Annotated in this window: 11 protein-coding genes; 8 read left to right on the forward strand and 3 right to left on the reverse strand. The window is 61.0% G+C overall.

What is annotated here, in order from left to right:
* Positions 1-265 precede the first annotated feature (265 nt).
* From xdhA to guaD, 4 genes are read left to right on the forward strand one after another with little or no spacing between them, the layout of a single operon-like run.
* A complete protein-coding gene (xdhA, locus tag M2401_RS09440) occupies positions 266-1,720 on the forward strand; it encodes a xanthine dehydrogenase small subunit (protein ID WP_259101954.1) in 1,455 nt (484 codons plus the stop codon).
* Positions 1,713-4,205, forward strand: coding sequence for a xanthine dehydrogenase molybdopterin binding subunit (gene xdhB / locus M2401_RS09445; RefSeq protein ID WP_259101957.1), 2,493 nt, complete (start codon positions 1,713-1,715; stop codon positions 4,203-4,205). The genes xdhA and xdhB overlap by 8 nt, the downstream gene beginning before the upstream one ends.
* On the forward strand, positions 4,202-5,044 hold the full coding sequence (gene xdhC, locus M2401_RS09450) for a xanthine dehydrogenase accessory protein XdhC (RefSeq protein WP_259101959.1): 843 nt from the start codon (positions 4,202-4,204) through the stop codon (positions 5,042-5,044). The genes xdhB and xdhC overlap by 4 nt, the downstream gene beginning before the upstream one ends.
* Positions 5,041-6,369: a guanine deaminase gene (gene guaD / locus M2401_RS09455; RefSeq protein WP_259101961.1), complete on the forward strand. Its 1,329-nt coding sequence runs from the start codon at positions 5,041-5,043 to the stop codon at positions 6,367-6,369. Before xdhC ends, guaD begins: the two co-directional genes overlap by 4 nt.
* Before the next feature lie 209 nt (positions 6,370-6,578).
* On the opposite strand, the gene M2401_RS09460 is transcribed toward guaD, so the two are convergent.
* The 3 genes from M2401_RS09460 to uraH form a co-directional block, all read right to left on the reverse strand.
* Positions 6,579-7,334: a GntR family transcriptional regulator gene (locus tag M2401_RS09460; RefSeq protein ID WP_259101962.1), complete on the reverse strand. Its 756-nt coding sequence runs from the start codon at positions 7,332-7,334 to the stop codon at positions 6,579-6,581.
* Positions 7,335-7,473: 139 nt separating this feature from the next.
* Positions 7,474-11,493: a dermonecrotic toxin domain-containing protein gene (locus M2401_RS09465; protein WP_259101965.1), complete on the reverse strand. Its 4,020-nt coding sequence runs from the start codon at positions 11,491-11,493 to the stop codon at positions 7,474-7,476.
* A gap of 152 nt (positions 11,494-11,645) precedes the next feature.
* Positions 11,646-11,999: a hydroxyisourate hydrolase gene (gene uraH / locus M2401_RS09470; RefSeq protein ID WP_259101967.1), complete on the reverse strand. Its 354-nt coding sequence runs from the start codon at positions 11,997-11,999 to the stop codon at positions 11,646-11,648.
* 340 nt (positions 12,000-12,339) lie between these two features.
* On the opposite strand from uraH, the gene puuE reads away from it, so the two are divergent.
* The 4 genes from puuE (at position 12,340) to M2401_RS09490 (ending at position 15,460) form a co-directional block, all read left to right on the forward strand.
* Entirely contained in the window at positions 12,340-13,272 is a 933-nt protein-coding gene (gene puuE / locus M2401_RS09475; RefSeq protein ID WP_259101969.1) for an allantoinase PuuE, read from the forward strand.
* Positions 13,269-13,772, forward strand: a complete 504-nt coding sequence (gene uraD, locus M2401_RS09480; RefSeq protein ID WP_259101973.1) for a 2-oxo-4-hydroxy-4-carboxy-5-ureidoimidazoline decarboxylase — start codon at positions 13,269-13,271, stop codon at positions 13,770-13,772. Before puuE ends, uraD begins: the two co-directional genes overlap by 4 nt.
* Positions 13,773-13,815: 43 nt before the next feature.
* Complete coding sequence (alc, locus tag M2401_RS09485; protein ID WP_259101975.1) at positions 13,816-14,811, forward strand: allantoicase; 996 nt, start codon at positions 13,816-13,818, stop codon at positions 14,809-14,811.
* Positions 14,812-14,956: 145 nt separating this feature from the next.
* Positions 14,957-15,460 (forward strand): ureidoglycolate lyase, encoded by a 504-nt coding sequence (locus M2401_RS09490; RefSeq protein ID WP_259101978.1) that lies wholly within the window; start codon positions 14,957-14,959, stop codon positions 15,458-15,460.
* The last annotated feature ends 34 nt before the right edge of the window (positions 15,461-15,494 follow it).

The following is a 15,494-nucleotide window of genomic DNA, read 5'->3' on the forward strand; positions in this document are numbered from 1 at the left end:
TGAATCTGGAGTCTGTGGCGGCAAAGCGGCGAAGTGTATCGCACTGGAGTGCGATGGCGCAGGGCCACTTGCCGCGAACTGGCACGAAATACGCAAACCTTTGAACATCTTCTTACAGATTCATTGCATCCCCCGACAGCCACTGATCGTGCGAAGCCGGAAAAACAGACTTTCTTGACCTGAAAGTCAGATTTTAATTGATCCTATAATCAGAGCTGATAGATTCATCGACACGTTCGATTACAAAAGATAGAGGCGCTGCGCCGTGATCCAGTTTCTTCTCAACCAGACCCTGCAGACCGAGCATGTACTGGACCCGAATATGACGGTGCTCAATTACCTGCGCGGGCATGTGCACAAGACCGGCACCAAGGAAGGCTGTGCCAGCGGCGACTGCGGCGCCTGTACGGTGGTGGTTGGCGAGCTGGAAACCGACGGCGACGGCCAGGACCGCCTGCGTTATCGCAGCCTCAATTCCTGCCTGACCTTTGTCGCCTCGCTGCACGGCAAACAACTGATCAGTGTCGAAGACCTCAAGCATCAAGGCCGTCTGCACAGCGTGCAGCAGGCCATGGTCGACTGCCACGGCTCGCAATGCGGTTTCTGTACGCCAGGCTTCGTCATGTCGCTGTTTGCCTTGCAAAAGAACAGCAGCGGCGCCGACAGCCATCAGGCCCACGAAGCCCTGGCGGGCAATCTGTGTCGGTGCACCGGCTACCGGCCGATTCTCGCCGCCGCCGAACAGGCGTGCAGCCAGCGTCAGCCCGATCCCTTCGATCAGCACGAAGCGCAAACCATCGCCCGCCTGCGCGCCATCGCCCCGCAACCGCATCTTGAGCTGAGCGACGGCAACAAGCGTTGCCTGATGCCTTACACCGTGGCTGACCTTGCCAATCTTTACCAACAGAACCCCGACGCCCGGTTGCTGGCCGGTGGCACCGACCTGGCACTGGAAGTGACCCAGTTGCATCGCCAACTGCCGGTGATGATTTATGTCGGCAATGTCGCCGAACTCAAGGGCATCCGGCACTTCGACGATCGCCTGGAAATCGGCGCCGCCACACCCTTGAGCGATTGCCACGCCGCACTGGCTGCGCAATACCCGGACTTCGGCGAGCTGTTGCAGCGTTTCGCCTCGTTGCAGATCCGCAACCAGGGCACCCTGGGCGGCAATATCGGCAATGCCTCGCCCATCGGCGATACCCCGCCGCTGCTGATCGCCCTTGGCGCGCAACTGATCCTGCGCAAGGGCGACAACCGCCGCACCCTGGCGCTTGAGGACTACTTCATTGATTACCGGGTCACCGCCCGTCAGCCCGGCGAGTTCATCGAGACCATCGTTGTGCCCAAGGCCAACGCCCGGCAGTGGTTCCGCGCCTATAAGGTGTCGAAACGCCTGGATGACGATATCTCTGCCGTCTGCGCAGCCCTGCGTCTGGAAATCAACGATGGCAGGGTCGTCGATGCCCGGGTGGCCTTCGGCGGCATGGCAGCGATTGCCAAGCGTGCAACTGCCTGTGAACAGGCGCTGATCGGCGCAACCTGGAATTCTGACACCCTGGAGCAGGCCTGCGCCGCCCTCGGTGATGATTTCACGCCGCTGTCGGACTTCCGCGCCAGCAAGGAATACCGCCTGCTGACCGCGCGCAACCTGCTGCGCAAGGCTTTTATCGAACTGCAAACGCCGAATATCCAGACGCGGGTGACTGCTTATGTCTAATCACGCGCCGCAGAAAACCCAGGCCGAACTGGCCGACCTGTTTCGTCAGGACCTGACCACCGGCGTCGGTCGCAGCGTCAAGCACGACAGCGCCGACAAGCATGTGTCAGGCGAGGCGCTGTATATCGACGATCGTCTGGAGTTTCCCAACCAGTTGCACGTCTATGCGCGCCTGTCCGACCGCGCCCACGCACGTATTCTCAGTATTGATACGACGCCGTGCCTGGCCTTCGAGGGTGTGCGCATCGTTGTCACCCACGAGGATATTCCCGGTCTCAAGGACATCGGCCCGCTGCTGCCCGGTGATCCGCTGCTGGCCATCGATATCGTCGAGTTCGTCGGCCAGCCGGTCCTGGCCGTCGCCGCCAGCAGCCTGGAAATCGCCCGGCAGGCAGCCATGGCGGCAGTAATCGAATACGAAGACCTGGTGCCCGTGCTCGATGTGGTCGAAGCCCTGCGCAAGAAGCACTTTGTCCTCGACAGCCATACCCATCAGCGCGGTGACTCGTCCACGGCCCTGGCCTCGGCGCCCCATCGCCTGCAAGGCAGCCTGCATATCGGCGGTCAGGAACATTTTTATCTGGAGACCCAGGTGTCGTCGGTCATGCCCAGCGAAGATGGCGGCATGATCGTCTACTGCTCGACCCAGAACCCGACGGAAGTCCAGAAGCTGGTGGCCGAAGTCCTCGACGTGCCCATGAGCCGCATCGTCGTTGATATGCGCCGCATGGGTGGCGGTTTCGGCGGCAAGGAAACCCAGGCCGCCAGCCCCGCCTGCCTGTGCGCGGTGATCGCTCATCTGACCGGCCAGCCGACCAAGATGCGCCTGCCCCGGGTCGAAGACATGCTGATGACCGGCAAGCGCCACCCCTTCTATATCGAATACGACGTCGGCTTCGATGATACTGGTCGCCTGCACGGTATCCAGTTGGATCTGGCGGGTAACTGCGGCTACTCGCCGGACCTGTCGGCGTCCATTGTCGACCGCGCCATGTTCCATGCCGACAACGCCTATTACCTGGGCGACGCCACCGTCAACGGCCATCGCTGCAAGACCCATACGGCGTCCAATACCGCCTATCGCGGCTTTGGCGGCCCGCAAGGCATGGTGGCCATCGAAGAGGTGATGGACAGTATCGCCCGCTATCTGGGCGTAGACCCGCTGGCCGTGCGCAAACGCAATTACTACGGCCAGGACGAGCGCAACGTCACCCACTACTACCAGACCGTCGAGCACAACCTGCTTGAGGAAATGACTGCCGAGCTGGAAGCCAGCTGCGACTACGCCGAGCGCCGTGAAGCCATCCGTGCCTTCAACGCCGCCAGCCCGATCCTGAAGAAAGGTCTGGCCCTGACCCCGGTGAAATTCGGCATTTCCTTTACCGCCAGCTTTCTCAACCAGGCTGGCGCGCTGATCCATATCTACACCGACGGCAGTATCCACCTGAACCACGGCGGCACGGAGATGGGCCAGGGCCTCAATACCAAAGTCGCCCAAGTAGTGGCCGAGGTGTTCCAGGTCGATATCGGGCGCATCCAGATCACCGCGACCAATACCGACAAGGTGCCCAATACCTCGCCCACGGCCGCCTCCAGTGGCACCGACCTGAACGGCAAGGCCGCGCAAAATGCCGCAGAAATCCTCAAGCAGCGCCTGGTGGAATTTGCCGCGCGGCACTATCAGGTGCCGGAGTCCGAGGTCGAGTTTCGCAACGGCCATGTGCGCGTCGGCGAGCAACTGCTGAGCTTCGCTGCGCTGGCGCAGCAGGCGTGGATGGGCCAGGTATCGCTGTCGAGTACCGGTTACTACAAGACGCCGAAGATCTTCTACGACCGCACTCAGGCCCGTGGCCGGCCCTTCTATTACTTCGCCTTTGGCGCGGCCTGTGCCGAGGTCATCGTCGATACCCTGACCGGCGAATACAAGATGCTACGCACCGACATCCTGCACGACGTCGGCGCATCGCTGAACCCGGCCATCGATATCGGCCAGGTCGAAGGCGGCTATATCCAGGGCGCCGGTTGGCTGACCTGCGAAGAACTGGTGTGGAACGACAAGGGCAAGCTGATGACCTCGGGGCCGGCCAGCTACAAGATCCCCGCCGTTGCTGATCTGCCGCTGGACCTGCGGGTCAAGCTGGTGGAAAAACGCCAGAACCCGGAAGACACCGTGTTCCACTCCAAGGCCGTGGGCGAGCCGCCATTTATGCTTGGTATCGCTGCATGGTGCGCAATCAAGGACGCCGTGGCCAGCCTCGGCGACTACCGCCAACAACCACGCATCGACGCCCCGGCCACGCCGGAGCGGGTGTTGTGGGGATGCGAGCAGATGCGCGAATTACTTGTGGGAGCGAGGCTTGCCCGCGAAGAGGCCAGTACATCCGATGCATCTCTTGCGTCTGAATTATCGCTTTCGCGGGCAAGCCTCGCTCCCACAAGTCTCTCAAGCCCAACAAGCCCTGTGCCTGGCGGGAGAATCGTATGACCAACTGGATCAGCGCCCTGGCCGATCTGCAAACCCGGGACGAGCCTTGCGTGCTTGTGACCATCATCGAAGAGCGCGGCTCGACCCCGCGTAATGCCGGTTCGAAGATGGTAGTCAGCGCCGCAAAGATCTACGACACCATCGGCGGCGGCCATCTGGAATACAAGGCCATGGAAATCGCCCGGGACATGCTCGCCAGCGGCAGCCAGGGCACACGCCTGGAACGCTTCAGCCTCGGTGCCAGCCTCGGCCAGTGCTGCGGCGGAGTGAATGTCCTGCTGTTCGAACTTATGGGCCAGCCTCAGGCGCAGATCGCCGTATTCGGTGCCGGGCATGTCGGTCGGGCATTGGTGCCGTTACTTGCCAGCCTGCCATGCCGGGTGCGCTGGATTGACTCCCGGGAAAACGAGTTCCCCGACACCCTGCCCGCCGGGGTGCTGAAAATCGTCAACGAAGAGCCGCTGGACGAAGTCGCCGAACTGCCCACGGGCAGTTACTGCATCGTCATGACCCATAACCATCAGTTGGATCTTGAATTGACCGCAGCCATCCTCAAGCGCGCTGACTTCGGCTATTTCGGCCTGATCGGTTCGAAGACCAAGCGGGTCAAGTTCGAGCATCGTCTGCGTGATCGCGGCTATGAACCGGCCCTGCTGCAACGCATGCGCTGCCCCATGGGCCTGGCCGAGGTCAAAGGCAAGTTGCCGATCGAGATTGCCGTGTCCATCGCCGCCGAAGTGATCGCCACCTATAACGCCAGCTTTGGCCAATCCAGCGCCGGACAAGAGCCGGTCGCCCAACTATTGCCGGTCTCGCGCCGCAGCCAGGGACCTCGATGAGCTCTATGTCACCTACGCCTAGCCACAAGAAAACCGCTTACCGCGCCGCCCTCCTGCACAGCATCGCCGACCCCGCCGAAGTGGGCATCGAGGATTCCTACGAGTACTTTGCCGATGGCCTGCTGCTGGTTGAGAACGGTCATATCGTCGCCATCGGCCATGCCGCCGATCTGCTGGGCAGCCTGGAAGTGGACGTCGAACTGATCGAGTATCCCGATGCCCTGATCACCCCAGGCTTTATCGACACCCATATCCACCTGCCCCAGACCGGCATGATCGGCGCCTATGGCGAGCAGTTGCTGGACTGGCTCAACACCTACACCTTCCCCTGCGAAAAACAGTTCGCCGACCCGGCCCATGCCGCCGAAGTCGCGGATATCTTCGTCAAGGAACTGCTGCGCAACGGCACCACCACTGCCCTGGTGTTCGGCAGCGTGCATAAGGAATCGGTGGAGGCGTTCTTTCAGGTGGCACAGAAGCTCGACCTGAGAATGATCGCGGGCAAGGTGATGATGGATCGCAACGCCCCGGATGACCTGGTCGACACCGCCGATTCGAGCTATGTCGACAGCAAGGCGCTGATCGAGCGCTGGCACGGTCAGGGCCGCCTGCACTATGCGGTCACGCCACGCTTCGCGCCGACCAGCACACCCGAACAACTGGCCCTGGCCGGGCAGCTGCTGGGGGAATACCCAGACCTGTACATGCAGACCCATATCAGCGAGAACCTGCAAGAAGTCGAGTGGGTCAAGGCACTGTTCCCCGAGCGCAGCGGCTACCTGGATGTGTATGACCACTTCAAGCTGCTGGGCGAGCGCTCGGTATTCGCCCACGGCGTGCACCTGTGCGACGCCGAATGCGCGCGCCTGGGCGAGACCGGCTCGGCCATCGCCTTCTGCCCCACTTCGAACCTGTTTCTCGGCAGCGGCCTGTTCAACCTGCCCATGGCAGAGCGGCACAAGGTCAATGTCGGCGTGGGGACCGATGTCGGCGGCGGCACCAGCTTTTCGATCCTGCAGACCCTGAACGAAGCCTACAAAGTGATGCAGTTGCAGGGCGCCAAACTCAGCCCGTTCAAGTCGCTGTACCTGGCCACCCTCGGCGGCGCACGTGCCCTGCGCCTGGACGAGCGTATTGGCAGCCTGCGAGCGGGCAACGAAGCTGACTTCGTGGTACTGGACTATCACGCCACACCCCTGCTGTCCTATCGCCTGAAACAGGCCAGGGACATTGCCGAGATTCTGTTTGTGCTAATGACGCTGGGGGACGACCGGACCGTGAGCCGCACGTATTCGGCGGGGAAATTGGTGCACAGCAGAAATTAGAGAAGTTTTGGTGGGGAGGCAAATTGTGGGAGCCAATTCTGTGGGAGATCCCGCCCCGTCTACGATGCCGCGCTGTCACGTAGCAAACACCAACAGAGGTAGCGAGCAAATCTTGTGGGAGCGAATTCATTCGCGAAAGCGGTGTTCCAGGCGATGAAGATGCGTCGGATGTACCGGCCTCTTCGCGAATGAATTCGCTCCCACCTGACTCAGGCCGAACGCGGCTTTTTCTTGCCCAGCATCAAATGCGAGAACACCGCATGCAGATCATCCGAGGCGCTGTCGTCGTCGAGGTTGAGTTGGCTGTCGATATGGTCCATGTGATGCATCATCAGCTGCACAGCACGGGCAGCATCCCGGGATTCGATGGCGTCGATCAGCTCAGCGTGCTCATCCCAGGAGCAGTGGGTACGGTTGCTGGTCTCGTACTGGGCAATGATCAGGGATGTCTGCGACACCAGGCTGCGCTGGAAGCTGATCAGTGGCGCGTTTTTCGCCGCAACCGCCAGCTGCAGGTGGAACTCCCCTGACAGGCGAATGCCGGCGCCACGGTCGCCACGGGAAAAACTGTCGCGCTCGTCATTGACCATCTGCCGCAGCTGCGCCAGTTGCTCGGCGGTGGCGTGCTGCACCGCCAATTCAGTGATGGCCTTCTCCACCATGCGCCTGGCAAAAAACACCTGGCGCGCCTCCTCGACACTGGGGCTGGCAACCACCGCGCCGCGATTGGGCCGCAACAGCACCACACCTTCGTGGCCCAGACGCGACAACGCGCGGCGGATGATGGTACGGCTGACACCGAAGATCTCGCCCAGCGCCTCTTCACTCAACTTGGTGCCGGGTGCCAGACGCTGCTCAAGGATCGCCTCGAAAACATAGGTGTAGACCATATCGTCCTGGGTACCGCTGCGCACGGTCTTGGCCGGGCGCGGCTGTTTTTTGAGGGGGGTCAATGGTTCGTTCATGAGCGCTCGTTTGAGGTGGAATCTGGCAATTGCAGCCAGAAGTGTGGCCATTTTGTATCAACACATTGTACACACGCCATCGCAACAGAACATCGCGGCGGCACTTATGCGCCACCGCGATGCAAGGTTCAGGGTGAGTTCAGCCGCTCAGGTCATTGGCCAGACGCATGATGAACACCTGGGTCCCTCCCAGTTCCAGAGCGTTGATATTGATACCGCCAATCAGCAACACCAGCCTGCCGTTGGCGTGAGCATCGCGCAACGCCACTACAACAGGGTCCGCAGCATCACCGAGGGCGGGCGAAGCCAGCCATGGAGCGAGGAACTGATCGTAGGCGATCACCCGGCCCGGTGCTGATTCAATGATCGAATGCCGACCCTGGCGCAGATTGAGTAGAAACACCTCCTCCAATCCTGGGCGGCGAAATACCATGAAATTGCGTTGCCGCCACTGAAACTCATGGCCAAGCACCTCATAACCATTGAGGCTAAGCGCACGAGCCATCAGCGCCCTGAGGGTTCTCGAGGCCTGGGCGCTGGCATCGAAAGTCAAATCGTAGAGATGAGCGGCAATCATCGGATCGCGTGCGGAAAAATCCAGGCGATAAAAGGGCTGATGCGCACTTTCGTTGCCGACCCGCCAAAAACGCGAGCCATCGGCATTACTCAAGTGTCTGGCACCACTGAGCATCAGCAGCGGGTCATTGAGCTGCGCCAAGGGTGCCTGGCCGCCTTGCTGCCAGGCCTTGAACGTGGCGTTCATGGTCAGTAAGCGGTCTGCCGTCAAATGCGGCGATTCGGTCTGAGCGAGGTCAAACAGCTTATGCGCCAGGACCCTTTGCGTTGCGCCGGTAAAACCTGGGCGGCTGGCCTGGATCAGGTTCTCCAGTGGCTGGCTGAATAGCACGCCCTGTATCCGCCATTGCCCCGCCCCCTGATCAAATCGGGCAACCCAAGGCTGATTGTTGAGATTGTGGCGAAGCACGTCGCTCAGATCCGCAAAGCTGACGCAGGGCACCTGTCTGTTGCGAATCAGCGCGTCCATACCGGGTTCGCCGATATTCCTTGGCAATATTTCGTAATAATCCTTGCCGATGCGGATGGCATCCAGGTCCGGCCCGCGGTTGTAACGGAAAATCGGCGGGGTGAAGCTGATTTGATCCATGGCGCCGGCCTCGGTAGAGGTCAGTGCCCAGTCCTGCCAGTTATCAGGCGCTGCCGTCGGCCGCGACGGTCCTGCAATGGGCTGCTCGGGACGACGCTGAGCTTCGCCCTGTCCGGACTCAGGGTGCCTGCGCTTGGTTCCGGTCGCCGTCGATGTTGACGCGCCCGGTTGACTCGTTATCGGACGCCGGTAGCGCTCGGCCCAGGACGGCGTGGTCCGGTGCGCCTGATAGAACCAGGCCACATCCAGCTCCATGCGTTGTTGCAACGCTTCGGGAAAGGCAAATTGTTCGAGCAGCCGGCGGGCCTCCTGCCGCGAGAGCCCGCACTGGCTGATGAGAATCTCGGCGATCCATGAGCGCCCGCCACCCTTAAGGCCGACATCGGTGTGATAGACCCACTGCCCGCCCACCAGACGCACCGCTGGCTCGTAGCCCTGACCGGCAGTTTTCTTCAGGCGCAGGGTCTGTTCGTTGGAACGTCGATAAACCTCGTAGGCCTTGTCCTGGCGATAGATGAACCACTTGCCATCCTTGCGCCAGACACCGGCATCACGCCCGCTGAGGGGTACGGCTCCGGCCCGGGCCAGCGCGGTTTCATAGCCGGCGAACGGCTTGATCACATAACGTTTGCGCGACACTGAAGGCACTGACTCCAATAATCGGGCCGCCTGCCGGACACGGGTCGCCTTGCGCGCCGTGCGGGCCAATGCCGTCACGCCAGCGGCTCCTGGCACCACCGAGAGCAGCACATCCGCCACGCAGAGCAGCGCGCTGCCCGCCATCCATACGCCGTCCTCCACTCTGCCGTTATGCAAGGCGTCTTCAGCCGCCTGGGCATCATCCCAGCCATCCTTGACACTGAGCAACACACCCAGCCCCGGAATGAACGCCAGGCCGGCCTTGAGAAACATCAGGTAGACCTCGTTGCGCTGGCGCTCGCGCGCCATGCCGAGTTCGCGATTGCTGCGCCCGTAAAGGCGCGTCTGCTGATAGTGCAGCCACTCGCGGGCGTTGCATTGCTGCTGGCAGGGCAACAGATCCAGTGCAGGGACGAAGCCAATGAACCCGGCAAAATTGCGCTGCAGGGCTTGATTGATGTAGTGCTCATGGCGTTCGCGATCAACCGTGTCGTCCGCTCGCGAGGCCAGCCAGGTGACCCGCGAGCTGAACCGCTTGAGGCTTTGCATCAGGCGCTCACGGGCTTGATCGAGGCTATCGGCTTCGATCAGGCAGTCGCCATCCGGCACTTGGGGCAGATACATCAGCACTTTGCTGCTCGCCGGATGACGGATCACGCACAGCCCTTGCAGGGTCGTATCGCTGCGCTCGCCACTGAGCGCCTGCCCCGGCTTGAAGATCACCCAATCGGTAAATATTCCAGCGCGGTTGAGCTCACTGACCGAACACGCCCGCGCCGCCTGCCGCAACAGATCGTAACCCGCGTCCGTCAGCAGGCGACGGTGACGGGCGGTGAAGCCGTTGAGGACAAGCTCCAGCTCGAAGGGTTTGAGTTTCATTTCGGCGTGGGCAACCGCCCCGTTGGAGCGCGTCCCGAAAACCTGTTGCAGCAATCGACGGTATTTTTGCGTCACATCCAAGGCGGGAATGATGCCGTGCAGGTAGGCCCCGTCGATGGCTGCCAACCCCGATAATTGCGGCGCTGGCGGGTAGCTGATTCTGGCGAAAGACCACAGTGCCCGGGTGGCCACATCGTCCGGGTCCAGGTTGTAGCAGGCCAGTTGCGCCAGGTTCTGCTTTGCCCAGGGCCCGGACGCTTGCCAGAAGCTGAACGGTCGCGGAGTCTCGGGCGCCATATCGATAGCGTGACGTACCTCTTGCGGCAATTCGACCATCAGCTGTGCGGCATCCACGTCCAGCTTGAGGTCCTGCCTGATCCGCTCGGCCAGGCATTGCGCAGCAAAGTCCTCATAACCAGGCAGGACCTCTTGCAGATGGGTTTCCAGCAGCACGGCGGCACTGCGATATTCCTTGAGCATGTCGACGTACTCGACACGGCTATCGACCGGGGCATTGAGCAGCCACTGCGGAAGTTTCGCCGCCAGTTCGGCGGTGCGTTGCTGCTCGGCGATGCGCTCAACGACCTGTTCACGTACTTCATTGACCGGCACTGACAGATTGTCGGCCATCTCCCGATACAACCGGATAAGGGTTTCGTCCCGAGTATCACTGTCAGGGAAAAAACGCTCTCCGGCCTGGGCGGCCTGAAAGGACGCTTCAAGCTGCCTGATTTGCGCCTGTATGCCGTGGCCGACCGGGCGCCCGCTGATAACGCGGGTGAGTAACTGCACCTCACCGCTCATTGCCCACATTCTTTTGCGCGCCGACACGTGACGCCACAGCGGCGTTGCCAGGCCACTGCACAGGGTCAGGCGCAGGCGGGCCTTGAGCGCTTGCAATGACGCGAACTTATGCAGGCCGCCGCCACTGCCGGGAACGTACAACAACGCGGGCTCTTCAAGGCCAGGCGTGCTGGCGGCTTGGGCCGAAGTGACAATCAGAACCCCGCTCAACTCGATGGGCACGTCGTCATCGGCAATGCACAGATCCAGATAGACCGTGTCGGCACTCGTCTCGACATTCGCAACCATCTCCAGAGCCTGCTTGAGACGTTGCAGGTCGGCGTCATCCAGTCGGCCTTCACTGAGCTGCAACTGCGCTTCGGCCAGCAGCCCCTGCTGACGCAGCCTGATCAGCGAAGCCTGGTGCTTGAGCAGGAAGTCGCTTTCCAGCGGCGCGACACGATCATGAAAAACCTGGGTGATGGCTTGCGCGGCTTCGACGGCAGCCTTGAGTTTGCCATTCCAGAGTTGGTAGCTCGCCAGCCGCGTAGCGTGTTCGATCTCCTGCCCGACCCAGGCAAGAATGCGCCGCTCAAGGTCGGTGATGTTCTGTCGCAGCAGGCTTTCGGGAAACGCCGGGGACAGGCTGCCCAGAGTCAGCAGATCGTCGAGGGTGTCGTGTGAGTCTTCCATCAGGTGAAGCTCCATTGATTCAGATCGCTGGAGCTTCCCTAAAGCAGGGCGGGAAATGGCGCTAACTATGTACAACAGTGCTTTTTTAGCGCCCATAAAAAAGCCTGCAGTGTGGGCAGGCAAGCGTCAGCCGTCAGGCCCGGCGCGACGGTTCAACTGCCGCGATAGGTCGAATAACTGTAGGGCGAGACTAACAGCGGCACATGGTAGTGCTCCTGACCGGCGTCAATCCCGAAGCGCAGCACCACGACGTCGAGAAACGCAGGATCGAGCAGGTCGACAGCACCTGCGCGGTAGTAATCACCGACATGGAAATGCAATTGATAGACCCCGGAGCAGTACGCCTCACCTTGCAGCAAGGGCGTGTCGCAGCGGCCATCGCTATTGGTCAGGGTGCTGGCAAGCAGCTCAAGCTGCGAGCCTGCGACCCGGTACAGTTCGACAGCAATATTGCTGCCCGGACGACCGTAGGCCGAGTCCAGTACGTGTGTAGTCAATCGTCCCATGGCGTATCGACGCTCCTGTGGCGGTAGAGGATAGTGAAGTCACGCACCTTGAAGGTGCAGGAAAAACCAAAACGATGCACGATTAAGACATTTCGGGGAAAAACTGTACACAATAAATCCCGTAACGCTGGCTGCGTAAAAGTCTGAGCAACCGAGATCACCCTGTTCAAGGGCACACCGAGGAAAGCATTGGTTTTTTTACCGTTAACCTGACCAATCAGGCAAGTTTATTGCATTACCTTGAGCCATGGCGTTTTCGTCAATGGGCTTACGATTCAAAACAAAGATTGTATACAATCAACACCTTGCCCGCCGCCACCTGTCTTGAAGGAAAATTGTAGTGAGCACCGATTACCCACGCGACCTGATCGGTTACGGCAGTAACCCGCCCCATCCGCACTGGCCCGGCAATGCCCGCATTGCGTTGTCGTTCGTGCTCAATTACGAAGAAGGCGGCGAGCGTAATATCCTCCATGGCGACAAGGAATCCGAAGCCTTTCTGTCCGAGATGGTCGCCGCGCAGCCGTTGCAGGGCGCGCGCAACATGAGCATGGAATCGCTCTACGAATACGGCAGCCGCGCCGGCGTCTGGCGCATCCTCAAGCTGTTCAGAGAATTCGACATTCCCCTGACCATCTTCGCCGTGGCCATGGCCGCCCAGCGTCACCCGGACGTGATCCGCGCCATGGTTGCCCTGGGCCATGAGATCTGCAGCCACGGTTATCGCTGGATCGACTATCAGTACATGGACGAGGCCCAGGAGCGCGCCCATATGCTCGAGGCCATCCGCATCCTCACCGAGATCAGCGGCGAGCGGCCACTGGGTTGGTACACCGGTCGTACCGGACCCAATACCCGGCGCCTGGTGATGGAAGAAGGCGGCTTTCTCTACGATTGCGACACCTACGACGACGACCTGCCCTACTGGGAGCCGAACAACCCCACCGGCAAGCCCCATCTGGTGATCCCTTACACCCTCGACACCAATGACATGCGTTTCACCCAGGTGCAGGGTTTCAATAACGGCGAACAGTTTTTCCAGTACCTCAAGGACGCCTTCGACGTGCTCTACGAAGAAGGCAGCGAAGCGCCGAAGATGCTTTCCATCGGCCTGCATTGCCGCCTGATCGGCCGCCCGGCGCGACTGGCCGCCCTCAAGCGCTTCATCGAATACGCCAAGGGCCATGAGCAGGTATGGTTCGCCCGGCGCGTCGATATCGCCCGGCACTGGCACAGCGAACATCCGTACCAGGCAACCGAGGCCGCCCAATGAGCGGCCTGCCCGCGTCATCCAATCGCGAGGAGTTTGTCCGCGCCCTGGCCGATATCTACGAGCATTCGCCCTGGGTCGCGGCAACCACTTGGGACCGCTACCACGACACCCCGCTCAACTCAGTAGAGGCGCTGCACGGGCGTATGAGCGAGGTGCTGCTCGGCGCCGATCACGCCGCGCAACTGGCCCTGATCAACGCCCACCCGGACCTGGCCGGCAAGGCTGCCGTGCAAGGCCAATTGACTGCCGCCAGCACTGGCGAACAGGCCGGCGCTGGCATCCACCAGTGCACCCCGGAAGAATTCCAGCGTTTCACCGAACTCAACGCGGCCTACAAGGCAAAATTCGGCTTTCCGTTCATCATGGCGGTCAAGGGCAGCAACCGGCATCAGATCCTCGCCGCCTTTGAAACGCGCATTCACCACGAAGCCGCCACCGAATTCGCCTGCGCCCTGGCTGAAATCAACAAGATCGCGCTATTTCGCCTACAAGCCCTGTAGGCTCAGCCGATAGCGTCCCCGTCATCACAAGGCAGACCCAAGAATGAAAGTTTACGCCGCACCGTTCGAAAAGTTCGTCAACCTGGCCGATGCCCGCCTCGGCACCAAAATCCTTTCCGTCACCGACGATTGGTTCGCCGACGCCAACCGCCTGTTCCAGCCGACCCCGGCGGTGTGGAAAGAAGGCGTGTTCGATGACAACGGCAAGTGGATGGACGGCTGGGAATCGCGGCGCAAGCGTTTTGAAGGCTTCGACACTGCCGTGATCCGCCTGGGCGTACCCGGCACGATCAAGGGCGTGGACATCGACACTTCGTATTTCACCGGTAACTTCCCGCCTTCGGCTTCCCTTGAAGCCTGCTTCCTGGCCTCGGGCGAACCGGACGAAAACACCCAGTGGGTTGAAGTGCTGCCTGCCGTCGAACTGCAAGGCAACAGCCATCACTACCATGCTATCGACGACAGCCAGGCCTATAGCCACCTGCGTTTCAATATCTACCCGGACGGCGGCGTGGCGCGTCTGCGCGTATATGGCGTGCCGTACCGCGACTGGGCTACGGTCAGCGCCGATGAGCAGATCGACCTGGTCAGCGCCCTCAACGGTGGCCGCTCCCTGGCCTGCTCTGACGAGCACTACGGCAGCATGAGCAACATCCTCAACCCCGGCCGTGGTGTGAACATGGGCGACGGCTGGGAAACCGCGCGCCGCCGCACGCCAGGCAATGACTGGGTGATCATCGCCCTGGGCCATGCCGGCGAAGTGGAAAAAGTCATAGTCGACACCCTGCACTTCAAGGGCAACTACCCGGACAGCTGCTCGATCCAGGCGGCGTTCGTCAAAGGCGGCACCGACAGCCAGATCGAAACCCAGAGCCTGTTCTGGCGCGAACTGCTGCCCAGCCAGAAACTGAGCATGCACGCTGAGCACGAATTCGCCGAACAGATCAAGGCCCTGGGCCCGATCACCCATATCCGCCTGAATGTGTTTCCGGATGGCGGGGTGAGTCGCCTGCGCGTGTTGGGCAAAGTCGTAAAATAAGTACAGGCCTGATTGTGGGAGCGGATTCATCCGCGAAGGCGGTATTTCAAAGGCCGTAGATGTGTCGGATGTATCGGCCTTTTCGCGGATGAATCCGCTCCCACAGTGATGTGATTTGCCAATATTTGAGAACAGAAGACCCCGCATGCGCACATTGATTATCGAGCCATTGACCAAAGAAGCCTTTGCCCCGTTCGGTGATGTCATCGAAACCGACGGCAGCGCCCACTTCATGATCAACAACGGCTCGACCCAGCGCTTCCATCGCCTGGCCGAGGTGCAGACCGCGCAGCCGGACGACAAGGCGATCATCAGCATCTTCCGCGCCGAGGCCCTGGAAATGCCGCTGACCGTACGCATGCTCGAGCGCCATCCGCAGGGCAGCCAGGCCTTTGTGCCGCTGCTCGGCAACCCTTTTCTGGTCGTGGTCGCGCCACTTGGCGATGCACCTGACTCAGAGTTGACCCGCGCCTTCATCAGCAATGGCAGGCAGGGTGTTAATTACCATCGCGGCGTCTGGCACCACCCGGTGCTGACGATCGAAAAGCGGGATGACTTCCTGGTGGTTGATCGCAGTGGCAGTGGCAATAACTGCGATGAGCATTTCTTCGAAGAGGACCAGATGCTGGTTCTTGATCCCCACTTTTAAAAAGGGCCTGTACACCCGCAAATGGGGGCAGGCG

It is taken from the genome of Pseudomonas sp. JUb42 (assembly GCF_024807945.1).
Classification (GTDB): Bacteria; Pseudomonadota; Gammaproteobacteria; order Pseudomonadales; family Pseudomonadaceae; genus Aquipseudomonas.

Coding starts and splice junctions, on each gene's coding strand:
- guaD (WP_259101961.1), top strand. CDS start 5,041: ATGAGCTCTATGTCACCTACGCCTAGCCACAAGAAAACCGCTTACCGC.
- M2401_RS09490 (WP_259101978.1), top strand. CDS start 14,957: ATGCGCACATTGATTATCGAGCCATTGACCAAAGAAGCCTTTGCCCCG.
- xdhB (WP_259101957.1), top strand. CDS start 1,713: ATGTCTAATCACGCGCCGCAGAAAACCCAGGCCGAACTGGCCGACCTG.
- alc (WP_259101975.1), top strand. CDS start 13,816: ATGAAAGTTTACGCCGCACCGTTCGAAAAGTTCGTCAACCTGGCCGAT.
- M2401_RS09465 (WP_259101965.1), bottom strand. CDS start 11,493: ATGGAAGACTCACACGACACCCTCGACGATCTGCTGACTCTGGGCAGC.
- uraH (WP_259101967.1), bottom strand. CDS start 11,999: ATGGGACGATTGACTACACACGTACTGGACTCGGCCTACGGTCGTCCG.
- M2401_RS09460 (WP_259101962.1), bottom strand. CDS start 7,334: ATGAACGAACCATTGACCCCCCTCAAAAAACAGCCGCGCCCGGCCAAG.
- uraD (WP_259101973.1), top strand. CDS start 13,269: ATGAGCGGCCTGCCCGCGTCATCCAATCGCGAGGAGTTTGTCCGCGCC.
- xdhC (WP_259101959.1), top strand. CDS start 4,202: ATGACCAACTGGATCAGCGCCCTGGCCGATCTGCAAACCCGGGACGAG.